This is a genomic window from Nocardia sp. NPDC058058 (genome assembly GCF_042885355.1).
GTDB lineage: Bacteria > Actinomycetota > Actinomycetes > Mycobacteriales > Mycobacteriaceae > Nocardia.
The window spans coordinates 444,408-466,055 of sequence record NZ_JBHVSA010000005.1 but is presented as its reverse complement, the minus strand read 5'-3'; the positions used below and the strand labels follow the sequence as shown (position 1 = coordinate 466,055).

Below are 21,648 nucleotides of genomic sequence, written 5' to 3'. Positions count from 1 at the left end.
CAGCTCTCTTCTCGGGTCGCGTCACACCGGTCGGTTGCTCAGGTGCGACGCGCCCGGGTTAGCGGGTGGGTGGGCGGCGGCGCGTCCTTCTCGGCGGCGAATTAAACTCCCGAGCATGACAGTTGCCGCGCAGTTCACCCGCACCTCGCATCCCGCGCCCACCTCGGCGGAGCGTCGGCAGGAGATTCTCGCGGCACCCGGGTTCGGGCGCTTCTTCACCGATCACATGGTTTCCATCGATTACATCGATGGGGAGTGGGTGAATCCGCAGGTCGAGCCGTATGGGCCGCTGTCGATGGATCCGGCGACCATGGTGTTCCACTACGGTCAGGCGATTTTCGAGGGGCTCAAGGCGTATCGGCAGGCGGATGGGAGCATCGCTACCTTCCGCGTCGATGCCAATGCCGCGCGGTTCCGGCGGTCGGCGGCGCGGATGGCGATGGCGGAGTTGCCGGATGAGCTGTTCATCGAATCCGTGCGGCAGTTGCTCGAGATCGATTCCGAGTGGGTGCCGCCCGCCGGGGGCGAGGAGTCGCTGTACCTGCGGCCGTTCATGTTCGCCACCGAGGCGGGGCTGGGCGTGAAGCCCGCGAGCGCGTACAAGTACCTGCTGCTCGGATCGCCCGCCGGTGCGTACTTCCCGCGCGGTGTGAAGCCGGTGCGGGTGTGGCTGTCCACCGAATACGTGCGCGCGGCTCCCGGTGGCACCGGTGAGGCCAAGGTCGCGGGTAACTACGCGTCTTCGCTGCTGGCGCAGCAGCAGGCCTCCGAGCAGGGGTGCGATCAGGTCGTGTGGCTCGATGCCATCGAGCGGGCGTACGTCGAGGAGATGGGCACCAACAATCTGTTCTTCGTGTTCGGCACCGGGTCGGAGGCGCGGCTGGTGACGCCGGAGCTGTCGGGTTCGCTGCTGCCGGGTATCACCCGCGATTCGCTGCTCACCCTTGCCGCCGATTCGGGGTATCCCGTTGAGGAGCGCAAGATTTCGGTGGAGGAGTGGCGCAAGGGCGCTGAATCCGGTGAGATTTCCGAGGTTTTCGCCTGCGGTACCGCCGCGGTGATCACGCCCGTCGGCACGGTGAAGTCCGCCGAGGGCGAATTCACCATCGGCGGAGGCGAACCCGGCGAGGTGACCATGGCGCTGCGGGACACCCTCACCGGTATCCAGCGCGGCACCTTCGCCGACAGCCACGGCTGGATGCGCACCCTGGCATAAGCCTCAGGAATTGAAAAGCGCCCGCCCCGAATGAGATTCGGGGCGGGCGCTGTGCGTTGGGCCGAGATTCGACTGCGCGGCAATGCGATCGCCGCCGACCCGAATCAGCTGGGCATGAAGATCTGCCACTCTTCGAGCGTCTTCGGCCGCATGACGTAGTTCTTCTCGACGATCTTGGTCAGCTCGGCGCTGGGCTCCTCGGAGTACCAGTGCCCCGGGTACACCGTCGGATTACCTTGCAGCTCAGCGAGATAGCGCAGGCTGCGGAACATATCGTCGGAATTGCCGCCGGGGAAATCGGTGCGGCCGCAGCCGTCCACGAACAGCGTGTCGCCCGCGATCAGCCGACCGTCGAACAGGAAGCACTGGCTGCCCGGCGTATGCCCGGGCGTGTGCAGCAGTTCGATCTCGAAGCCGCCGACCGCGACCTTTTCGCCGTGCGCGTGCCCGGTCAGCTCGCTCGGCGCGATGCCGGTGACATTCGCGACCCAGGGCAGCTCTTCGGCATTGACGTGCACCGCCACATCGACCTTCTCGAGCAGCTCCTTGACTCCGCTCAGCGTGAAGCCGAGCATGGTGCCGCCGACGTGATCGGGATGGTGATGGGTGGCCAGCACCCCGGATAGCCGCATGCCATCCGCCTCGGCGATCTCCACCAGATCCGCGGCGGCGTACGCCGGGTCGACGACCACGCAGTCGCCGGTGTCCCGATCACCGATCAGGTACGCGAAGTTCCGCATCTGGGTGGCGATCGGATCACCGACGGCCCAGTCGCGTCCCGCGAGCAGCTGACGAAAATACAAACGGTCGGAGCCCATGCCGAACACCCTATTGCCTCGGGCACGATTGAATGTGCGGTACCCCCACGGAAGTTGGACTGTCGCCCAGTCGCAATATGACGGACATGTCCGCCACTACGCGGACAGCGCTTCCGGATCGACCGATGCCACCCCGAAGGCCGACCCCGCCGCGATTCCGCGCCGATCTCGCACGGCTGCCAGCCAATTGGCGAAGAAGACGCGCGAATACGTGGACCAGTCGTGCGCCACCCGAGTGTGATCCGCGGGCAGCACGAGATCGTCGAGCACCGCCGGATCGCGGCTGATTCGGACCAGTTCGGTGAGCGCGACGATCTGCTCGAGCGCTTCGGCGGGAAAGTAGTCGGCGGGAATCTGGGGGAACGGCAGCGAAGGGTCGGCGATCCACCGGCGCAGATCCCGGCGGTACTCGCGAGCCATGGTGTCCGGCAGATACTCCGGATGCCCCTGGATGAACACCTGCCGCAACTCCGAAGGACCGATGGCGAGCTGCCACTCCGCCTCTTCGGAATCGAGCAGCACGGTGAGCCCTGCGGCACGCAGATCGGCCGAAGCCATGACATTCCACCGCGAATGCGGCACCCGCACCGGCGTGGTGAGCCCATCGGTCAGCACCGCCTCGGGCCCGGAATGCGCTGTGCCCGTACCCATCTCCAGGTCGAGCAGCCCCGACGTATGCACGCGGTGATCGAACACCCCGTGCTGCCGCCGCACGAGCCGATGCCGCCGCACCCCGTGCAGCAGATACAGCGCCGCATGCGCGGACTGGCAAGAAAACAGCAGCGAACTGTCGGCGCACTCACGCATCAGTCGATCGATGATCGCCAGACACGGCTCATCGGCGATATCGGATGCGGTCGGCTCGCTCCCACTGATGATCAGCCCGTCCATCGCGGCCAGCGCCGCCCAGTCGACCGCGTCCGGCGACCCGAGCGGATCGATCCCGAAACAGCTCAACTCGATGCCGCAGAGCGAATCACCTTGCTCGGCAGCGGTTTCCGCCCATTCCACCGGCGTAGGGTCGGCAAACGGCAATTCCGGTATCGCCCAGCCGAGCCGTCCGGTCGCCCCGCGTACCGCCTCGGCGAACACCCGCCGCGTCATGCTGTCCGGCCGCGACGAGATCAGATCCACAATTCCGATCTTCACCACGGTGCCGACCCGTACCACCATCATCAGGTCCTTCGAGAACTGTCTTACAACGAACAAGAGCCGACGACCGGGTCAGGCGTCAGCACAGAAGAAACCGCACGCCGATCGTGAGATCAGCGTGCGGTACAAAAGAGTCCAGCAGGTGTCAGCGAAGAATCGCTTCGATTTCGGATGCGGCGTCCGGGCCGTAGGCCTCGCGCAGGCGCTTCAACGCCACGTCCTTGTCGAGGGTCCATTCCTGGGTGCCGACGGTCTCGAGGATGAGAACGGCGATGAGGGAACCCAATTGGGCCGAGCGCTCGAGGGACAGGCCGGAGGAGTGGCCGGTGAGGAAGCCGGCGCGGAAGCCGTCGCCGACGCCGGTGGGGTCGACCTTGGCGTTGTCGGGGACCACGTCGACGTGCAGTTCGGTGCCGTCGCGGTCGACGATCTTGGCGCCCTTGGAGCCCAGGGTGGTGACCCGGATGCCAACGCGCTCACCGATTTCGGCTTCGGTGAGGCCGGTCTTCTGCAGCAGCAGGCCCCACTCGTATTCATTGGTGAACAGGTAGGCCGCGCCGTCGATCAGCGACAGGGCCTGCTCGCCGTCGAGGCGGGCGAGCTGCTGCGACGGGTCGGCGGCGAAGGGGATGCCCGCGGCGCGCGCCTGTTCGGTGTGCAGCACCATCGCGTCGGGATCGTTCGCGCCGACCAGGACCAGTTCCAGCTCGCGGCCCGAAGCCAGTTCGCCGATGGAGATTTCGCGGGCTTCGCTCATCGCGCCGGGGTAGAACGAGGCGATCTGCGCCATGGTCTCATCGGTGGTGCAGACGAAACGCGCGGTATGCGCCTCGGTGGAGATGCGCACGGCGGAGCAGTCCACGCCGCTGGTCTCGAGCCACTGACGGTAATCGGAGAAGTCGGGGCCGACCGCGCCGACCAGCAGCGGGGTGCGGCCGAGCAGGCCCATGGCGTAGGCGATATTGCCCGCCACGCCGCCGCGGCGGATGACCAGGTCGTCGACGAGGAAGCTCAGGGATACGTGCTGGAGTTGGTCGGCCAGCAGCGCATCGGAGAATTTCCCCGGGAAGCGCATGAGGTGGTCGGTCGCGATTGATGCGGACACGGCGATGGTCACGGGCGTCGATCCTTCGGTGACGTGCGCTGCGCACACCTATTCGAGACGAGGCAGACGCGGGGCCGGGGGGAGCGAACCGATGGGTCCGCACTTATGAAAATACCCTGTCCGAGACAGGAAACTCCAACTTGCGGGCGGGTTAACCCTGAGCACACAACAGCGCGGAACCTCCGGCGAAGGGGGTTCCGCGCTGATTGAGCTGGATCAGTTGAAGCTGTCGCCGCAGGCGCAGGAGCCGGTGGCGTTCGGGTTGTCGATGGTGAAGCCCTGCTTCTCGATGGTGTCGACGAAGTCGATCGAGGCGCCCTGGATGTAGGGGGCGCTCATGCGGTCGACGGCCAGCTTGACGCCGCCGAATTCGACGACCAGGTCGCCGTCGAGGCTGCGATCGTCGAAGAAGAGCTGGTAGCGCAGGCCGGCACAGCCACCGGGCTGTACGGCGATGCGCAGCGCGAGGTCGTCGCGGCCCTCCTGGTCGAGCAGCGCCTTCGCCTTGGCGGCAGCGGCGTCCGTCAGAGTCGCACCATGAGTGGTGGTCTCGTTCTGCACAGTCATGAACTCTCCTAAAGGACCTGTTTTCAACCCGTGAGAAGGGGCACGGCTCAACGCCTGTCAACGCCACTTCGCGGGCGACTATTCCCAATCCTACGCGGCGGCCATTCTGCCAGCAGTTGCAGGGATTGAGCGGCCGCGCGCGCAAAACGGGCGGACCAGGTTTTTCCGGCGGGCATGCCATCGAATAGCCTGGTCGCCGTGAAGTTCCTGCGCCGTGGCGAATCCACTCCCACCTCCGACACCCCTGTCGTCGATGCCGGTGGTGCGGCGACGGTCGCGGAGCGCCCGTCCACCCCCGGTAAGGGGCGGCCCACCCCCAAGCGCCGCGAGGCCGAATCCCGCCGTCGCGGGCCGGTCGCGCCCGCGCCCGCGACCTCGAAGGAAGCGCGTGCGCGCCGCAAGGAGCTACGTGGTTCCCGTGCGGATCGCAAGGTCGCCTCGGCCGAGCGCAAGGCGTCGGTGCAGGATCGCCGGGCGCGCATGCTCGCCGGTGAGGAGCAGTACCTGCTGCCGCGCGACAAGGGTCCGGTGAAGGGTTACGTGCGCGACATCGTGGATGCGCGGCGCAATCTGCTCGGCTTGTTCATGCCCCTTGCACTCGTGCTGATCCTGAGCATGATCCTCTCGCCCGCACTCCAGGCGATCGTGACGCTGGCCATGCTGGTGATGATGGTCTTCATGATCATCGAGGGCATCATCCTGGGCCGCATCGTGAATCGCCGGGTGCGCGAGCGCTTCCCGGATGCCACCGAGTCGAGCTTCTCGCTGGGCTGGTACTCGTTCGTGCGCGCCTCGCAGATTCGCCGCATGCGCGCGCCGAAGCCGCGGGTCAGCGCCGGAGACAGCATCTAGTTTCTCGCGAAACGACGAGGGCCGCCGAATGATTCGGCGGCCCTCAGTCATTGGCGGGGTCGGTGTCTCGATGACGCGGTGGTTCGGGTGGCTGCTGCGGGCGTTCGTCGCCGAAGCGCACGGCCGTGGCGTGCGTGCCCCACTGGCGCGGGGCCGGGCCGACGAGGGCGAGGGACAACCAGCTCATCAGCCGTGCTCGCGCATGCTGGAGATGGCGTGCAGTTCGAGGGCGGAGCGGTCGTGATCGCGGTCGGTGATGCCGGTGGATCCGCGCATGCCCCAATCGGATTCGCGATGGAACGGTACGGCGCGGCCGGCGGCGGCGAACAGGGTGAAGAGTCGGCTGAACATGGCCTTCGCCTTGGGTTCGGTATCGGTGGTGGTGTGCAGGGCCTGGAAGTGGCTGATGGTGGTCATGCGCATGCCTCGTTCTCATCGGTGGGTTCGGTGCTGTCCCAGGCCATGGCGGCGAAGGTCAGGTAGCCGAGGGCGCTCATCGCGGTTCCGGCTGCGGTGATTGTGGTAAGGGCTTGCATGGCAGTAAGTTTTCTCCAATGCAGTTACTGCCAACAGTGGCGGTTCTGACATAGTTCGCAAATATCCCGCCAGATAGGATGGGAACATGCTCTCGAAGATCGCCGTCGTGCTCAACGACAACCTCGCCATGTTCGAATTCGGCGTGGTCTGTGAGGTTTTCGGGCTCGATCGCACCGCCGACGGACTGCCCGCCTTCGACTACAAGGTCTGCGGAGCCCAACCCGGAAAGCCGCTGCGGACCAGTTCGCCCGGGATCTCGGTGACACCCGATTTCGGGCTCGAGGAGCTCGCCGACGCCGATCTGGTGGCGATTCCGGCCTTTCCGTTCAACAAGGGGCTGGTGCTCGACACCCAGATCGTTGACGCCGTACGCGATGCGTCACAGCGCGGCGCGACGGTGCTGACGGTGTGTTCCGGAGCGTTCCTGGCGGGGGAGGCCGGGCTGCTCGACGGGCGGAAATGCACGACGCACTGGCGGTATGTCGAGCAACTGGCGCAACGGTTTCCGCTCGCCACCGTCGATCCGGATGTGCTGTTCGTGGATGAGGGCAATCTCATCACCAGTGCGGGCACGGCCGCCGGGATCGACGCCTGCCTGCATCTGGTGCGGCGTGAGCTGGGCAGTTCGGTGGCCAACGCGGTCGCGCGGCGCATGGTGGTGCCGCCGCAGCGCGATGGCGGGCAGCGGCAGTTCATCGAGCGGCCGGTGGTGGATTGTAGTTCGGACAGTCTCAGCGAGACGCTGCACTGGATGGGCGAGAACCTGGAGCTGCCGCATACGGTGGAATCGCTGTCGGCGCGGTCGAATACCTCCACGCGGACGTTCGCGCGCAAGTTCGCCGCCGAGACCGGGACTACACCGGTGAAATGGCTGACCGGGCAGCGGATTCTGCTTGCCAAGCAGCTGCTGGAAGACACCGATATGGATCTGGAGAATCTGGCTAATCGGTGCGGATTCGGGTCGGGGGCGCTGCTGCGGCATCACTTCCAGCGGCAGGTCGGCATCGCGCCCGCCGAATATCGCCGTCGCTTCGGAGGGGTGCGCACCGCTTGATCGTGCGGGTGTCCGGACCTGCCGCGTCCGGCCACCGCATCGTTTCCGTGCTCGAGTCGTGCCTCATCGGCTGTGGAGTGCGGGGTGTTGATACCGTGCTGACGTGTCGCACAGTGCTCAGTCAACCGATCGACCGCTACGGACGCTGGTGCTCGGTGGAGCCCGGTCCGGTAAGTCGGCTTTCGCGGAACAGTTGGTCGTATCGGAGGCGGTGCGGTACATCGCCACCGCCGTACCGGATCCCGAGGACGCGGATTTCGCCGAACGGATTGCGGCACATCGGGTTCGGCGGCCCGGGAACTGGACCGTCGTGGAGGGCGATCCGGTCGACGCACTGGCCCAGCCCGTCCCGTCGACGCTCATCGATGATCTCGGCACCTGGCTGACGGCGCGCATCGACGCGCGCGGCGCGTGGGAAGCCCCGCGCGGGACCATCGCGCCCGATGTCGACGCGCTCGTCGCGGCGGTGGCCGAATACTCCGAACGGCTCGTCATCGTGAGCCCCGAGGTGGGCCTGGGCGTCATCCCCGCCACCCACTCCGGCCGCCTCTTCCGCGATGAGCTCGGTGCGCTGAACCAGCGCCTGGCCCAGCTCTGCGATGAGATCTACCTCGTGGTGGCGGGTCAGCCGCTGCGCATCAAGCCCGACCGCGCCTTCGCCTCCGCCGCCGCGCTCACCGATGCCGCCGCCACCGCGGACGCCCAGGCGACCGCGACCGCCAACGCGCAGGTCGCCGCCGTGCTCGCTACGGCGGCGGGAACCGCGGGACAGCATGCCGCACAACCGGATTCGGCCGCGACGGACTCCAGTACCGGTGTCGCGAGTTCCGCCACCGGGTCGGCGGGCTCTGCCACCGGGACAGCCGCGGCTTTCGCCGCCGAGACCCATGCGACTTCCGCCGCCGAGACGGTTACGGTTTCCACCGCTGAGACCGTGGTGGTGTCGAGTGCCATGGCAGCGGCCGCTACGTCGGATCAGGCTGCCGCGCAGGCGGAGCCGAGCGCCGATGGCGGGCTGAAACTCACCAAGCCGGTGCGGATTTCGTTCGGGCCGGTGCCGGGGCCGGATGGCAATTTCCTGGTCGCGGCGAAGGAGCGGCAGCTGGAGCTGACCAAACCGGCCGGGGCGCTGGGGCGGTTGGAAGAGCTGGGGAACTGGGTCGCGGCTTGCCAGGGCGTGTGCCCGCCCAAGCAGTTCGAGCGCGCCCGGGTCGTGGTGTTCGCGGGCGATCACGGTGTTGCGGCGCATGGGGTTTCGGCTTACCCGAGTGAGGTGACCGCGCAGATGGTCGCCAACTTCCAGGCGGGCGGGGCGGCGGTCAATGTGCTCGCGCGACTGGCCGATGCCACCGTACGGGTGGAAGACATTGCGGTGCAGGGTGATACCGCGCCGGAGATCTCGAAGCACAAGGTGCGCAAGTCCAGCGGGTCGATCGACCGCGAGGACGCGCTGACCGAGGCCGAGGTGCAGGCCGCACTCGCCGCCGGCGCCGCCATCGCCGATGAGGAAATCGATTCCGGCGCAGACCTTCTCATCGCGGGCGATATGGGCATCGGCAACACCACCCCCGCCACCGTGCTGATCGCCACCATCACCGACACCGAACCGGTCGTCGCGGTGGGTCGCGGCACCGGCGTCGACGACGCGGGCTGGATCCGCAAGACCGCCGCCATTCGCGACGCCATGTGGCGCGCGCGCCCGGTCGTCAAGGACCCGGTTGCCCTGCTGCGCACCGCGGGTGGCGCGGACCTCGCCGCCATGGCGGGCTTCCTCGCCCGCGCGGCAGCCCGCCGCACCCCGGTAATCCTCGACGGCGTCGTGGTAACCGCCGCCGCTCTCGTCGCCAACCAACTGGCGCTCGGCGCGAAGGAATGGTGGGTAGCGGGCCACCGCTCCAGCGAGCCCTCGCACACCGTCGCCCTCGACCGCCTCCAGCTCGAACCGCTGGTCGAAATGAATATGCGCCTCGGCGAAGGCTCCGGCGCGCTCACCGCCCTGCCCGTCCTCCGTGCCGCCGTAGCGACCCTCGCCGAAATGGCGACCTTCGCCCAGGCGGGCGTCAGCACCGCCGACGCCGCAACCGAATCCGCCGGTGTGTAAAGCCGCGACGACGGAACCCGCTCGGGCGCTTACGAAAGCGCCCGGGGCGGGAACAACACTCGCTTCGCGACAGACGAAACCCACCCGGCCGGAGTCGGTTCATCAGATCCGACGAGAGCGCGCACGCTCATGAACGGTGTGCGACTCGCGCTTTCGTGGTTGACGGTGTTGCCCGTGCGCGGACCGGACGAGGTGGATCGACGCGCGGCTGGGCGGGCCATTGGATGGGCACCCCTGGTGGGGGCGTTGCTGGGACTCGGTGCGGCCGGGGTGATGTGGGGGCTGGGTGCGGCCGGGGCGTCATGGCTGCTGGCCGGGTTCGTGGCGGTGGCCGGGTTGGCATTGATTACCCGGGGGATGCATATCGACGGGCTTGCCGACACCATGGATGGGCTCGGGAGTTACGGGCCGCCGGAGCGTGCCCGCGAGATCATGAAGAGTGGTGGGGCGGGGCCGTTCGGGGTGGCCGCGCTGGTGTTTGTGATTGGGATCCAGGCCGTTTCGTTCGCCGCCTTGGCTGATGCCGGGCGGTGGGCTGGGATCGTGGTGGCGGTCGCGGTCGGGCGGGTCGCCGTAGTGCTGGCTTGCCGACAGGGGATCGAGGCGGCGCCGGGAGCGGGGTTCGGGGTCCTGGTCGCGGGGACTCAAGGGGCGATCGTCGGTGCGCTCTGGGCCGGAATCGCGGTGGCGGCAGCGCTATTCGCGGGAAATCAGTGGTGGATCGGCCCGCTCGGCGTGGTTGCCGCGCTAGGGGTGGCGGTCCTGGTGGTGCGGCACTGCGTGCGCAGATTCGGCGGACTCAACGGCGATGTGCTCGGGGCCGCACTGGAATTCGCCGTCGCGATTGCCGCCGGGGTCTTCACCCTCGGCTGACTGATCCCGTGCTGACCGGGGGATCGTTATCTGCGGTCTTCTATAACGGATTGCTTGCGTCACAATCCGACCGCCCAGTGGCCTCGAATATCTCGTGTTCGATATTGCCCGTGCCTGGGAGGCGGAGCCGAGTATGGCATTGCAGTTGGGTGTGCTCGTCCTGTTCGCGCTGGTCGCCGTAGCCGTCTTCCTGGTCGGTGATCGATTGCGCCCGGATACTTGGCGGCACAGTGATGACGAAGCGTCCAGCACGATGGTGCTGGATCTGGTGAATATGTTCTTCGCGGCCATCGTGGCCTTCATCGTCGTGATTCTGTGGCAGCAGTACGACAATTCGCACGCGCACACCGTGTCCGAGGCGAAGGCGCTGGTCTCGGTGTACGAGGCGGCCAATGATCTGCCGATGCAGGATCGCACGCAGATCCAGGGTCTGGTGCGCGATTACACCGAGCAGGTGGTCGGGTCGGAGTGGTCGGTGATGAGCAAGGATGCCAAGCTCAGCCAGGACACCCAGAACACCCTCGACGAATTGCGGGCGGCGGTGTCCGGTCTTTCCACCGCGGATCCGAACGTCAAGGACATTCAGGACAAAGCGGATTCGGCCCTCGACGCGGTCTCGGACGCGCGCTACGACCGCGGGATGGACGCCGCCTACCGGCTGCCCACCTTCCTCTACGTGGCGCTGTGGTTCGGCACCGGCATGCTGCTGCTCGGCACGGTGTTCTCCGGTGTGGTCGTCACCAAGCGCAGCACCATCATGACCGGCCTGTTCGGCGTCGTCATCGGCGCGGTGATTCTCGCTGTCTACCAGCTGGATCGGCCGTTCGCGGGCGGGAACATGGTGTCCAAGGACGCCTTCGAACTGGCGCTGTCCAGGTATGAGCACATCGTCTCCGGCGGCTCGTCGAGCATTCTGCCGCGCTGAAGAGTAGGTAGTCATGAATAAGGGAAAGCGCGGCGGCGCAGGCAGATTCGCGGCAGCTCCGATCGCGGCGGCGTTCCTGGCGGTGCATCCCGCCGCGGCCGTCGCCGATCCGGGGCTGCCGTCGATAGGCGAGATTATCTCCGGCAGTGCGGGTTCCGGCGGCGGGGCCGCCCCCATCGACGGACCCACCGGCAGTTCGCTCGGGCTGGGCTCGGGAAGCAGTGACTCCGGCAGCAATTCCGGTATCGGGCTGGGCGCTTCGGGCAGCAGTTCCGCGAACGGCGGTGCGGCCTCGGGGAGTAGCTCCGGTAAGGACGGTGCGAAGTCCGGTAGCTCTTTGGGCGTGAGCCCGGTCGCGGGCGGTGGCTATCTGAGCACCGGCAGTTCGGCCACCGGTAGCGCGGGCAGCGGCAGCGCCGCGGATCCGGCCGCCGCGGCCATCGCGCTACCCGGTTCCGGCTCGGCCTCGGACGCGTTTCGCGGGCAGGTGGCCGCCCCGAGCACGCTCGGTGAGACGCTGGGCCTGGAGTCCGGCAGCGTGCTCACCGCCTGTGCGGGCAGCGCCGTATTCGGCAGTGCCGTACTGGGTCTCGGCCTGCTCACCGGCAGCGGATTCGGTTCCGGACTGATCGGCCCGGGCTTCGTTCCCGGATCGAGCGGTCTGGTGGGTCCGGGCTCTTCGGGTGCGGGCAGTGTCGTGGTCGGCAGTGCGGCGCTGGGCAGCGCCGCACTCACCTGTCTGCTGCTGCTCCCGGTCGCGCCCGAGATTCCCGGTATCCCACTGCTCATTCCCTCGGCCATCACACCGCCCGCCGTGGTCGAGCCGGTGGCGGCTCCGGTCGTGCCGCCCGTGGAGATCGCGGCGGTGCCGCCCGTCCCGCCGGTGATCCCGGTCGTCATACCTCCGCGTCCGGTGGTGCTGGCCGCGCCGCCCGCCCCCGAGCCGGTGGACTGGAACACCTTGCAAATGATGACCGTCATGGTCATCACCATCCTCGCCGCCGCCCGGGCGAAGAACGCCCGCAGTCGCCGCGGCTGACCTACTTCTTGAACTTGGCTTCGAGTTCGGTTGCGGCGGTCTGCAATTCGGCGGGCGGATTGTTCTTGAAGATGCCCTGGTAACCGGTCTCGGCCTTGATCGCCGCCTCGACCTCGGGATCGTGATAGATCTTGGTCAGCTGCAACAGCTTCGGATTGTCCTTGTCGGCGGCCCGCGCGGCGAAGATATTGATGTACTGGGTCAGATCGGGCCGATTGGGGTCATCGGTGTAGATGACCTGCTGCTGCGTCAGTCCGGCGGGCTGGGCGAAGGTGTCGTCCACGAAGGCCGCGTCGACGCTCTCCAGTGATTGCGCGGTGAGCGTCGGATCGATGGTGGTGAGCCGCACCTTGGAGGCGGCCTTGTCGACGTCCTCGATCTTGGAATCCCAGCTCGCGCCGTTCTTCAGCACGATCAATCCGGCGGCGGCCAGGCTCAGCAGCGGCCGCACCTGATTCGCGGGATTGTTGCTCAGGGTGATCTCACCGCCCTGCGGTACCTCGGACACATTCTTGTGCTTCTTCGAGTACAGCGTCAGCGGGAAGATCTCGGTCGCGCCCAGCGGGATCAGGGTGTCGTTATTGCGGGCGTTGTAGTTGGCCAGATACCGGATGTGCTGGAACTTGTTGAGGTCCACCCGCCCCTGCGACAGTGCGGGATTCGGCTGGTTGTAATCGGAGAAGTTCACGAATTCGACGGTGATGCCCGCGGCGGACGCCTTCTTCTTGAACACGTCCCAGTGCGGCTGTGCGAGATCGTTCACACCGATGCGCACCACACTCTCGTCGTGTTCCCGGCCACAGGCGGCGCTCAGGGCCAGGCTCAGCAGAAGCGGAATCACCAGGAGACGGCGCAATTTTCGCATTTTGGACAAGCTAGGCGATCGCATCGCGGGTGCGGGAGTGTTTCGATCGCTCAGATCGCAATCATTGCTCGGGGGTTGCCGGAAAGGTTGGCTTACCAGGTTCGATTTTCGACGACCATGTGGGAGCACGAGTGAAATTCCAACGGGTACTGGCGATCCCGGTCCTGGTTGCGGCAGTCGCGGGGTTGACCCTCACCGCGACGGCGTGCGGTAAGAACGATGACGCGGCGGGCAATGTGGTGCGCATCGGCACCACCGAGACCGATCCGCAGTGGGATGTGTTCGAGGAGCAGGCGAAGGCGCAGGGGATCACGCTCAAGATCACCCACTACTCCGACTACTCGCAGCCGAACGCCGCGCTGTCGCAGAAGCAGGTGGATGTGAATCTGTTCCAGCATCTGCAATTCCTCGGGCAGTACAACGTCGCCAACAACGATGATCTGACGCCGATCGGCGCGACCCAGATCGTGCCGCTGGGGCTGTACTCCAAGAAGCACAAGAGCCTGGCCGATATCCCGCAGGGCGGTGAGATCGCCATTCCGAACGATCCGACCAATCAGGCGCGGGCGCTGTTCGTCCTACAGGCCGCCGGATTGCTGAAGCTGTCCGGTGACGTCAAGCAGCCGACCCCGGCCGATGTCGACAAGGGCGCGTCCAAGGTGAAGGTGACCGCGGTCGACGCCACCCAGACCGCGCTGTCGCTGGCCTCGGTGGACGGTTCGATCGTGAACAACACCTTCCTGGAGAAGTCCGGCATCGACCCGAATTCGGCGCTGTACAAGGATGATCCGAAGAATCCCGGCGCGGAGCCGTACATCAACGCGTTCGTCACGCGCAGTGCGGACAAGACCAACCCCACCTATCTGAAGCTGGTGGAGATCTGGCACGGGCCGCAGGTGCAGGCGGCGGTCGCCAAGACCTCCAAGGGAACCGCGGTCGAGGTCAAGCGCGGCGGGCCGGAGCTGGAGCAGATTCTGGCGCGGGTGCAGCAGACCATCCGCGAGAAGAAGTGAGCGACAACGCCACCGAGAGCGCCACGCAGGTAGCCGAGTCGGCAGGGCGGTCCGGCGCTGCCGCCACTGCCCAGGCGGCCGCTGTCGAATTCCTTTCGGTCACCAAGGTATTCAAGGCGGGCAAGCAGTCGCACACCGCGTTGAGCGAGATCGATCTGCGCATCGAGCGCGGGGAGATCTTCGGGGTGATCGGCTACTCCGGTGCGGGCAAGAGCACCCTGGTGCGGCTCATCAATGCCCTGGAGCAGCCGAGCAGCGGGACCGTGCTCATTTCCGGTGATCCGATCACCGGGGTGCCCGAATCCCGGGTGCGGCAGTTGCGGCGCGATATCGGCATGGTGTTCCAGCAGTTCAATCTGTTCCGATCACGCACTGCCGCAGGCAATATCGAATACCCCCTGAAGGTGGCGGGCTGGTCACGCGCGCGGCGCAAGGCGCGGGTGGCGGAGCTGCTGGAATTCGTGGGGCTCACCGATAAGGCGCGCAGCTATCCCGATCAGCTCTCGGGCGGGCAGAAGCAGCGCGTGGGCATCGCCCGCGCGCTGGCCACCTCGCCCGCACTGCTGCTGGCCGATGAGGCGACCTCGGCGCTGGATCCGGAAACCACCGGTGAGGTGCTGCGGCTGCTGAAGAAGGTGAATCGCGAACTGGGCGTGACGATCGTGGTGATCACCCATGAGATGGATGTGATCCGCGCCGTCGCCGATCGGGTCGCGGTGCTGGCCGAGGGCCGAATCGTGGAGCTGGCGAACACTTTCGACGTCTTCGCGGCCCCGCAGGCCACGCCCACCCGATCCTTCGTGGAGACGGTGCTGCACAACCGGCCCACTCCCGAAGAGCTGCAACGCCTCGGCGAGAAGCATCCCGGTCGACTTGTCACCGTCGATATCGCCGATGAGCGCGGTATCGGCGCGGCCCTGGCCACCGCCGCCAAAGCGGGCGTCACCTTCGAGATCGTGTACGGCGGCGTAAGCACGTTGCAGGACAAGACCTTCGGCAGCTTGACGCTGGCGCTGGCCGGTGCGGACGAGGCAGTGGAACGCGTTGCCCGCGAATTGGAACGCGATGCCCCGGAAGCGGTGTCCCAGGACCCCGATAGCGATCATCCGGCGGCATCGGGTGACCGAGCCGCCGATGGGTCGGCCGCGGCGGCGCTCGTGGCGGACGATCGGAGGTCGGCATGAGCTACGCGACCGTGCACGCGGACGTGAATTACGCTGCGGTGCATACCGATTGGGACAAGTTGCGGCCGGTGCTGACCGAGGCGATCGGCACCACGATCTATCTCGTGCTGCTCACCTTCGTGGTGGGCGGGCTGATCGGGTTGGCGTTGGGCACCCTGCTGTACACCACCCGCAAGGGCGGTCTGCTGGCGAACGCGCCGATCAATCTGGTGCTGAATTTCCTGGTGAACGTGGTGCGCCCGATTCCGTTCATCATTCTGCTGGCGGCCTTGGGGCCGGTGACACTGGAGGTGGTGGGCACCACCATCGGCACCGATGCGGCGGCGTTCGTCATGATCGTGGCGGCCTCGTTCGGCATCGCCCGGATCGTCGAGCAGAACCTGGTGACCGTCGATCCCGGCGTCATCGAGGCGGCGCGTTCGATGGGAGCCGGTCCGCTGCGCATCATCACCACCCTGCTGATCCCGGAAGCGCTGGGCCCCTTGGTACTCGGCTACACCTTCGTGGTCATCGCGGTGGTCGACATGTCCGCCATGGCGGGCACCGTGGGTGGCGGCGGCCTGGGTGATTTCGCCCTGGTCTACGGCTATCAGCGCTTCGATTGGCAGGTCACCCTGGTGGCCACGCTGATCATCATCGCGGGGGTGCAAGGCATCCAGTTCTTCGGGAACTGGCTGGCCCGCAGGGTACTGCGGCGTTGAGGGGTGGACGGCCCGCCACCTCGTCGGCGGGCCGTCCACGCCGCGAATCCCTACTGCGACTGCCGCATTCCGGCTTCGCGGCCCCAGCCGTTGACTCGCTGCTCGAGCGGCCGGAGTCGGTCGTAGTAGATATTGCGCAATTGTTCGGGCGCGGAGGGGCGCTGCGGATCCACCGCCTCGACGGCGAACGTGATGGCCGCCAGTTCACCGAGGAAGTCGTCGCGCTGACCGGGCAACTGTGCCCGGTCCTGTGCCTCGAGTCGTGAATCGGACTGCAATTCACGGAATTTGGCGTGAATGGCGGCGTCGAGGACATCGATGCGGGCGTGCAATGAGCGGCTCAGCATGCTCGGGGTCTGCTGCATGATAATGATCTCGCGGATGGCCGGCACCTGTACGGCCTCGCGCGTCAGGTCCTCCAGTTGCTGATTCACGCGCGGCCAGACGACGAAATCGCCTGCGGCATAGGCTTCGCGGCCCCGTGCCCGCAGGTCGTCGACGCGCAGCCGGAAACCGGGCGCGAGCTCGGGCTCGGTGCGCTGCAGCAGCAGGATGATCTCGTCCAGATTGTCCAGCCGCTCCTCGAATTCGCCGAGCGGTGGCTCCAGATAGTCGTCCGGACCGTGACTGTTGAGCAGTCCCCGCAGGATGGTCTCCGCCTCCAGCAGCAGGTGGTGTGCCTTGGCTTGATCCTGGGTGCGGACGATCAGCGGCTCCAGTGCCGTCAACCGCTGTTCCATCTCGGGTTCGGCCTTGGCGGTCTCGGCCTGATGCGCCTCGCGGCGCATCTGCTGCCAATCGGTCCGCACTCGCGCGGCGCGGGTGCGGATTTCGGGCCAGGGGGCGACCTCGCGCACCGGGATCTCGATGGCGGCGGTGGCACTGCGATCCAGGTGCGGAATGCGCACCGAGGCCTGGATGGTCCAGCCGGCGGCGAATTCCAGGGTGAGTTCCACGACCGCGCCGGGCTCCAGATCGTCCGGCAGATCGCGGATCTTGACCTCGCCGATGGGAATCCAGCCCTCGTACAGTCGCACGGCGAGTGTCGTTCCACGCGTGGCGGTTTCCAAGCGCTGATAGGCGCGGTGCGGAATCTTGGTGCCCGCCTTGACGACCTGGCACAGCTGCCGATCCAGCAGTTCGACGGAGAAGTCGTGCGCGAGGATATCGCCCGCCAGTTCCGGTACCGCCGGCCCGGATTCGACACGCACACCGAGTTTTTCGGCCGCGATCTCGATGCCGTCGGCGAGCACCCGGATGGTGCATTCGCCACCGGTGAGCGGTACCTCGATGAACAGGAACGCGCCGTCGGGATCGGTAATCACCTCGCGCATCGGAGCGCCGCCATCTGGGCGCACCTCGACCACGATCTCGCGTGCGTCGATGCGCGAACGCAGCACCCGGCCCGCGATATCGGCGCAATCACCGTCCGGCAGTAGCGGTTCCAGCTCCAGTACGGCTCCGCGCACGGCCAGATTCCCGGCTTTGAGCGCCGCGCCCACGGCGACCACCAGCTCCGGATGGAACAGACGCGGGGTGACGCCGAACCGCTCGGCCAACAGCCGGGCCACCAGTGGCACCCGGGAGGATCCGCCGACCAGCACGATCTCGTCCAGATCGGCGGCGCCGAGCCGGGCCTTCTCGACCGCGCGAGCGCAGTGGTCGAGCGTGCCGCGCACGAAACCGTCGATCATGCGCTCGAATTCGTGGCGGCCCAGTGGCAGGTTGATGCTCATGGGCAGGCCGTCGTGATCCTCGAGATCCTGGTTGACGATCTCGGTCTCGGTATCGCGGGTGAGTTCGTGTTTGGCGGTCTCGGCCAGGGAGAGCAGCCGGGCCTGGCGTTCGGCGTCGCCGGTATTACCCGGTTCCACGCGCAGGTCGTAGGCGGGCAGGCTGCCGATCATCCAGTCCACGATCGCCTGATCGAAGTCGTAGCCGCCCAGATAGCGGTCACCGTCGAAGGAGCGGCTGCTGAAGCCGTCCTCGGGGTCCCAGGAGACCACCGAGGTGTCGAATGTGCCGCCACCCAGATCGTAGACCAGGAAACGCCTTCGCTCGGAACGGTTTTCGCCGGTCTCATGCATATGGGCCAGGGCGGCCGCGACCGGTTCCATCAGGGTTTCGGCCACCTCCAGCCCGGCCGCCGCACCCGCCTGTGTGGTCTGGGTCTTGGCTCCGGTCTCGAAGTACGCGGGCACGGTGATGACCGCGCGATCGATGGCCACCCCAAGGGTTTCCTCGGCGACGGATTTGAGATGACGCAGCAGATGGACCGATGCCTCCACCGGGGTCAGGATCGCGTGGCCCGCGGTGACCAGGGCATCGGTGCCCATATTGCGTTTGAAGAACATAGCCGGGGGCGAACCGGGTTGGCGCGCTTTGCGTTTGGCGAGCGCGCCGACCAGCGGAGTGCCGTCGGTGGCGATCCACACCGCGGACGGCGTGGTGAGTGACAGATCAGGATTCGCGACGATGAGCGAACCCCCGAGCGGTCGCAATCGGCGACTGTCGATGAGCGCCTGCTTATTCGGTATATCGGCGTCGGCCGGGACGGCGAGACAGCAGTTGGTGGTGCCGAGGTCGATGCCGGCGACGATGCTCATGCGGGGTCTTTCTCATCTGGGTGCGCGGTGGGTTCGGCGCCGGTCGGATGCGGCAGCAGCGCGGGCAGGACGCTGTGATCGATCCGGAACTCGTAGCCCGCGGCAGGGGCGGATTCCGCTGTGGCGGAGAGGTTTCTGCTCAGTTCCAGCAGCTCGGCCAACTCGGCGATATCGTCGCCCGCGACCTCGGTGCGATGGGTGAGCAGTTCGGCGGCCAGGCGGCCGTCCGGGGTGCTCAGCTGCTCCTCGGCGGCGTTCACGTCGGCCACCGTCAGTTCCCTGCCGAAGAGTGGGAAACGCTTGGGGTCGTACGAGATTCGCTTGCGGCGGGCGGCGATACGGGCGCGGGTGGTGGCCCGGTCGGCGGCCGGATCCAGGTCCAGGACCTGAAATGCCGTCTCGTAGTAGGGGTTGCGCTCACGCCAAGCCCAGGGATTCACTGTGCTGCTCCGATCCGGCTAGAAGAACCCGATGACGGGGCCCTGTGAGTGGCGCGCCCACACGCCGGCGGCCACCAGGAAGTCGTGCGCGTGGCTGTACGGCTTGTGCGCGGGCAGGCCCAGTTTCAGCGCGTTGTTGAGATGGTTGGAGCCGATTCGGAAGCCGTGGCGATCCTCGTACGGATTGGAATTCAGTCGCTGGCTGGTGGTGATGACCAGGATCAGGCCGAGCCAGAACTCGTGCCGCGCGTACTTGGCGGCGAACGCGATACGATCCGGCTCGTCGAAACGGGGCGGTGCGCCGGTCGCGATTCTCGATGCGGTGAGCCCCAATTCGGAGCACAGGGGCTCGACCATCGCGGCCACCTGTTCCAGCGTGGGACGGATCTCTTCGGCCCAGGTTTCAACCTCGTGCCTCGCGTTCTCGGCGGCCTCCAGGCCGACTTCCAGGGCCTGCTCGGCGAGCGGAATATTCTCGGAGTCGATCTCGACCCAGGCTCGCGCCTCGTCCAGTGCGCGATCGAGTTGCTGTTCGCGAATGAGTCTGCGGATCTGCGCACCCGCGTCCCTTGCCAGGCGCGCCCGTGCCCGGGCCACGTCGGCCGGAGCGAAATCCGCGCCGCGAATGAGCTCCAAATGCGCACGCGCCCTGGGCAGTTGATCGCGGCGCAGTTCCAGCACGCGCGCGACGTGCGGTTCCAGCAGCCGGCCGGGCAGTTCGGCGCGCACGTTGTCGACGGCGTGCGATACCTCGTCCGGTGTCGTATCGGGCGTCACGGCGATCAGATACGCCCGGAGCTCATCCCAGAGTCGATCATCGGCGTGTAGTCGGGCCCAGACCGCCAATGCCCGTTTCCACTGTTCGAAAGCGGCCGCATCCCCGTCGAGTTCGAGTTGGTACGCGCGAGCGTGCTCGGCGATGGCGAGGTGATGCAGCCCGCCGCCGTTTTCGGCATCGGACTCGCGCAGGATGCGAAGGGCCGAGGGCGTCCAGGGCTGGAGTTCGCCCTCGCGCCGGAGTTCGGCGAAGGCGAGGCGATCCAGGGGGCGATCGGCGTCTGCCGAGGCGCGGCGGCCGGCGGCGATATCGGTGATTCGGGCGGCGACCGAGCGCAATCGGGCGGCTTGCTCGCCCTCGACCCCGGCGAGCAGTTGTCCGGCCCAGGTCAGGGCGGCGTCGGACCGCTCCGGCTGCTCGAAGAGTTCGGCGTGCGCGGCGTCGGCGAGTACGGTGCCCGCGACTTTCAGATGCAGTTCGCGGAGTTCACCGCCGGGGTCGTTGCCCGTGGCGCCGATCAGTTCCGAGAACAGGGCTGGATCGCGGCGCGATACCGCGGTCAGCACCGTGGTGGCGTCCACCAGGCTGTGGCGCGGCCAGGCATTGCCGTGCCGGGCCAGCAGGGTGCGCGCGCCGTCGGTGATCAGTTGATCGTCGGCGTCCAGCGCGCCGAGTAGTAGGCGGGCATTGGCCGCAACCGAATCCACGCTCGCGACATCGTCCGAGCTCGCGCTGATAGCCGTCTTCGTTGCACTGTCCGCGTCGGAACCCGCCTTCGTCGAACTGTCCGCGCCGACAACCGTCTTCGTTCCATTGCCCGAGTCCGCACCGATCATCATGCGCAGTTGCTGGCGTGCGCCCTGCCGGTTGCCGGTGCGGAGGTGGTCCAGGGCGGTCAATAGCCGGGCCGGGGCGTGCAGCCGGGTGTCTTGCGCGCGCAGCACTTCCGCGACCTGTGTGGTGGGGGATCGATCGGTCATGACGGCCGCCGCGCCCAGTACCAACTGGCGATAGGGGCTCGGCGTGCCCGAGCCCTTCAATTGCTCGGTGGTGGTGATGCCCTGAGCCAGGCGGTGGTACGCGGCGATATCGTGCAATCGCTCGACCCGCTCCCGGGCCTGCGCACCGCCGCCGAATCGTTCGGCGAGTTCGTATCGCCGTGCGGCCTCGTGTTCCTCGCCGCGGGCGGCGGCCAGATCGCCGAGCCGCAGGAACCAGTCCGGTCTGCTGGCGGGGCCGAGGGCGTAGAGCAGCTGCCAGACCGGTTTGGCGGGTCCGGAGAACTCGTAGCGCTCGAATTGCTTGTCGAGCAGTCCGGTGAGATGTGCGCGGGTCAGCCGCCGGAATTCCGGCGATATGTCCTGCGATCCGGACCGAATCGAATTCGCCAGCCACACACCGAGTTCGGCGTGATCCTCGAGCAGGCCGTCCACCGCGAACCAGGTGCGCGCGAATTCCGCGGCCACCGGTTCGCGCGCCCAGACCGCGAGCACCTGCCGCCCGGACTCGTCATCGATTCCGCAGCGATCGGCCACATCGCACAGCAATCGCACGGCGGTATCGGGCGCGACCCGCGCGGCCTGCACCAGCCGCGTCTCGACCCCGCGCCGATCGCGGGCCAGTTCCGCATCGTCGCCGCGCCCGAGCAGATCACGAATAGCGGCCAATACCAGCAGCATTCGTGTCCGGAACACCGGTTCCGCATCGGCTTCACGCATGGCGATCTCGAACTGTGAAGGCCCCCGCGGTGTCACGACCCGACGCACCGGTTCATCGAAATTGTCCCCACCCGGCTCCCCCTGCTGCTCGCCGCCACCCCGCG

General features: G+C 67.1%; 21 protein-coding genes. 10 read left to right on the top strand and 11 right to left on the bottom strand.

Translation table 11 applies throughout. The features are described from left to right. The first annotated feature begins 115 nt into the window (after positions 1–115). Positions 116–1,216, top strand: coding sequence for a branched-chain amino acid aminotransferase (locus tag ACFVUS_RS40700; RefSeq protein WP_387779765.1), 1,101 nt, complete (start codon positions 116–118; stop codon positions 1,214–1,216). A gap of 104 nt (positions 1,217–1,320) precedes the next feature. On the opposite strand, the gene ACFVUS_RS40695 is transcribed toward ACFVUS_RS40700, so the two are convergent. The 4 genes from ACFVUS_RS40695 to ACFVUS_RS40680 all read right to left on the bottom strand — a co-directional run bounded on the left by ACFVUS_RS40695 (position 1,321) and on the right by ACFVUS_RS40680 (position 4,858). Next, positions 1,321–2,034, bottom strand: coding sequence for an MBL fold metallo-hydrolase (locus ACFVUS_RS40695; protein ID WP_387779762.1), 714 nt, complete (start codon positions 2,032–2,034; stop codon positions 1,321–1,323). A 96-nt stretch (positions 2,035–2,130) separates the two neighbouring features. Next, positions 2,131–3,207 carry a homoserine O-succinyltransferase gene (locus ACFVUS_RS40690; RefSeq protein WP_387779759.1) on the bottom strand — a complete coding sequence of 359 codons (1,077 nt, stop codon included), beginning with the start codon at positions 3,205–3,207 and terminating at the stop codon, positions 2,131–2,133. 124 nt (positions 3,208–3,331) lie between these two features. After that, positions 3,332–4,303 carry a carbohydrate kinase family protein gene (locus ACFVUS_RS40685; protein WP_387779757.1) on the bottom strand — a complete coding sequence of 324 codons (972 nt, stop codon included), beginning with the start codon at positions 4,301–4,303 and terminating at the stop codon, positions 3,332–3,334. Between the two features lie 204 nt (positions 4,304–4,507). Continuing rightward, the gene (locus tag ACFVUS_RS40680; protein WP_067565240.1) at positions 4,508–4,858 is read right to left on the bottom strand and encodes an iron-sulfur cluster assembly accessory protein; all 351 of its coding nucleotides are present in this window, start codon (positions 4,856–4,858) and stop codon (positions 4,508–4,510) included. Positions 4,859–5,032: 174 nt separating this feature from the next. Here ACFVUS_RS40680 and ACFVUS_RS40675 point away from each other — a divergent pair, with 174 nt between their 5' ends. Continuing rightward, the gene (locus ACFVUS_RS40675) at positions 5,033–5,710 is read left to right on the top strand and encodes a DUF3043 domain-containing protein (RefSeq protein WP_375968194.1); all 678 of its coding nucleotides are present in this window, start codon (positions 5,033–5,035) and stop codon (positions 5,708–5,710) included. Positions 5,711–5,753: 43 nt separating this feature from the next. On the opposite strand, the gene ACFVUS_RS40670 is transcribed toward ACFVUS_RS40675, so the two are convergent. The 3 genes from ACFVUS_RS40670 to ACFVUS_RS40660 are packed head-to-tail and all read right to left on the bottom strand — an operon-like array spanning position 5,754 to position 6,246. Then, positions 5,754–5,897: a hypothetical protein gene (locus ACFVUS_RS40670; RefSeq protein ID WP_387779753.1), complete on the bottom strand. Its 144-nt coding sequence runs from the start codon at positions 5,895–5,897 to the stop codon at positions 5,754–5,756. Beyond that, complete coding sequence (locus tag ACFVUS_RS40665; RefSeq protein WP_387779750.1) at positions 5,897–6,127, bottom strand: hypothetical protein; 231 nt, start codon at positions 6,125–6,127, stop codon at positions 5,897–5,899. The genes ACFVUS_RS40670 and ACFVUS_RS40665 overlap by 1 nt, the downstream gene beginning before the upstream one ends. Continuing rightward, positions 6,124–6,246 (bottom strand): hypothetical protein, encoded by a 123-nt coding sequence (locus ACFVUS_RS40660; RefSeq protein ID WP_387779748.1) that lies wholly within the window; start codon positions 6,244–6,246, stop codon positions 6,124–6,126. The genes ACFVUS_RS40665 and ACFVUS_RS40660 overlap by 4 nt, the downstream gene beginning before the upstream one ends. Positions 6,247–6,332: 86 nt before the next feature. On the opposite strand from ACFVUS_RS40660, the gene ACFVUS_RS40655 reads away from it, so the two are divergent. The 5 genes from ACFVUS_RS40655 (at position 6,333) to ACFVUS_RS40635 (ending at position 12,239) form a co-directional block, all read left to right on the top strand. Further along, positions 6,333–7,301 (top strand): helix-turn-helix domain-containing protein, encoded by a 969-nt coding sequence (locus ACFVUS_RS40655; RefSeq protein ID WP_387779745.1) that lies wholly within the window; start codon positions 6,333–6,335, stop codon positions 7,299–7,301. A gap of 103 nt (positions 7,302–7,404) precedes the next feature. Next, complete coding sequence (gene cobT / locus ACFVUS_RS40650) at positions 7,405–9,402, top strand: nicotinate-nucleotide--dimethylbenzimidazole phosphoribosyltransferase (protein ID WP_387779742.1); 1,998 nt, start codon at positions 7,405–7,407, stop codon at positions 9,400–9,402. A 129-nt stretch (positions 9,403–9,531) separates the two neighbouring features. Next, a complete protein-coding gene (locus ACFVUS_RS40645; protein WP_387779739.1) occupies positions 9,532–10,275 on the top strand; it encodes an adenosylcobinamide-GDP ribazoletransferase in 744 nt (247 codons plus the stop codon). Between the two features lie 133 nt (positions 10,276–10,408). After that, positions 10,409–11,200, top strand: a complete 792-nt coding sequence (locus ACFVUS_RS40640; protein ID WP_387779736.1) for a DUF4239 domain-containing protein — start codon at positions 10,409–10,411, stop codon at positions 11,198–11,200. Between the two features lie 13 nt (positions 11,201–11,213). After that, positions 11,214–12,239 (top strand): hypothetical protein, encoded by a 1,026-nt coding sequence (locus ACFVUS_RS40635; protein ID WP_387779734.1) that lies wholly within the window; start codon positions 11,214–11,216, stop codon positions 12,237–12,239. Between the two features lies 1 nt (position 12,240). Here the strand turns inward: ACFVUS_RS40635 and ACFVUS_RS40630 are convergent, their stop codons facing one another. Then, positions 12,241–13,104: a MetQ/NlpA family ABC transporter substrate-binding protein gene (locus tag ACFVUS_RS40630; RefSeq protein WP_387779731.1), complete on the bottom strand. Its 864-nt coding sequence runs from the start codon at positions 13,102–13,104 to the stop codon at positions 12,241–12,243. Between the two features lie 131 nt (positions 13,105–13,235). Between ACFVUS_RS40630 and ACFVUS_RS40625 the strand changes: the two genes are divergently transcribed. From ACFVUS_RS40625 to ACFVUS_RS40615, 3 genes are read left to right on the top strand one after another with little or no spacing between them, the layout of a single operon-like run. Beyond that, positions 13,236–14,117, top strand: coding sequence for a MetQ/NlpA family ABC transporter substrate-binding protein (locus ACFVUS_RS40625; protein ID WP_387779728.1), 882 nt, complete (start codon positions 13,236–13,238; stop codon positions 14,115–14,117). Further along, a complete protein-coding gene (locus ACFVUS_RS40620) occupies positions 14,114–15,301 on the top strand; it encodes a methionine ABC transporter ATP-binding protein (protein WP_387779725.1) in 1,188 nt (395 codons plus the stop codon). Before ACFVUS_RS40625 ends, ACFVUS_RS40620 begins: the two co-directional genes overlap by 4 nt. Further along, entirely contained in the window at positions 15,298–16,002 is a 705-nt protein-coding gene (locus tag ACFVUS_RS40615; RefSeq protein ID WP_387779722.1) for a methionine ABC transporter permease, read from the top strand. The genes ACFVUS_RS40620 and ACFVUS_RS40615 overlap by 4 nt, the downstream gene beginning before the upstream one ends. 50 nt (positions 16,003–16,052) lie before the next feature. Here the strand turns inward: ACFVUS_RS40615 and ACFVUS_RS40610 are convergent, their stop codons facing one another. Genes ACFVUS_RS40610 through ACFVUS_RS40600 form a run of 3 tightly spaced genes read right to left on the bottom strand, consistent with a single transcriptional unit; the run spans position 16,053 to position 21,544 of the window. Further along, a complete protein-coding gene (locus ACFVUS_RS40610; protein ID WP_387779719.1) occupies positions 16,053–18,608 on the bottom strand; it encodes an Hsp70 family protein in 2,556 nt (851 codons plus the stop codon). Continuing rightward, positions 18,605–19,048, bottom strand: a complete 444-nt coding sequence (locus ACFVUS_RS40605; protein WP_387779716.1) for a hypothetical protein — start codon at positions 19,046–19,048, stop codon at positions 18,605–18,607. The genes ACFVUS_RS40610 and ACFVUS_RS40605 overlap by 4 nt, the downstream gene beginning before the upstream one ends. 18 nt (positions 19,049–19,066) lie before the next feature. Beyond that, positions 19,067–21,544, bottom strand: a complete 2,478-nt coding sequence (locus ACFVUS_RS40600; RefSeq protein ID WP_387779713.1) for a hypothetical protein — start codon at positions 21,542–21,544, stop codon at positions 19,067–19,069. Positions 21,545–21,648 lie beyond the last annotated feature (104 nt).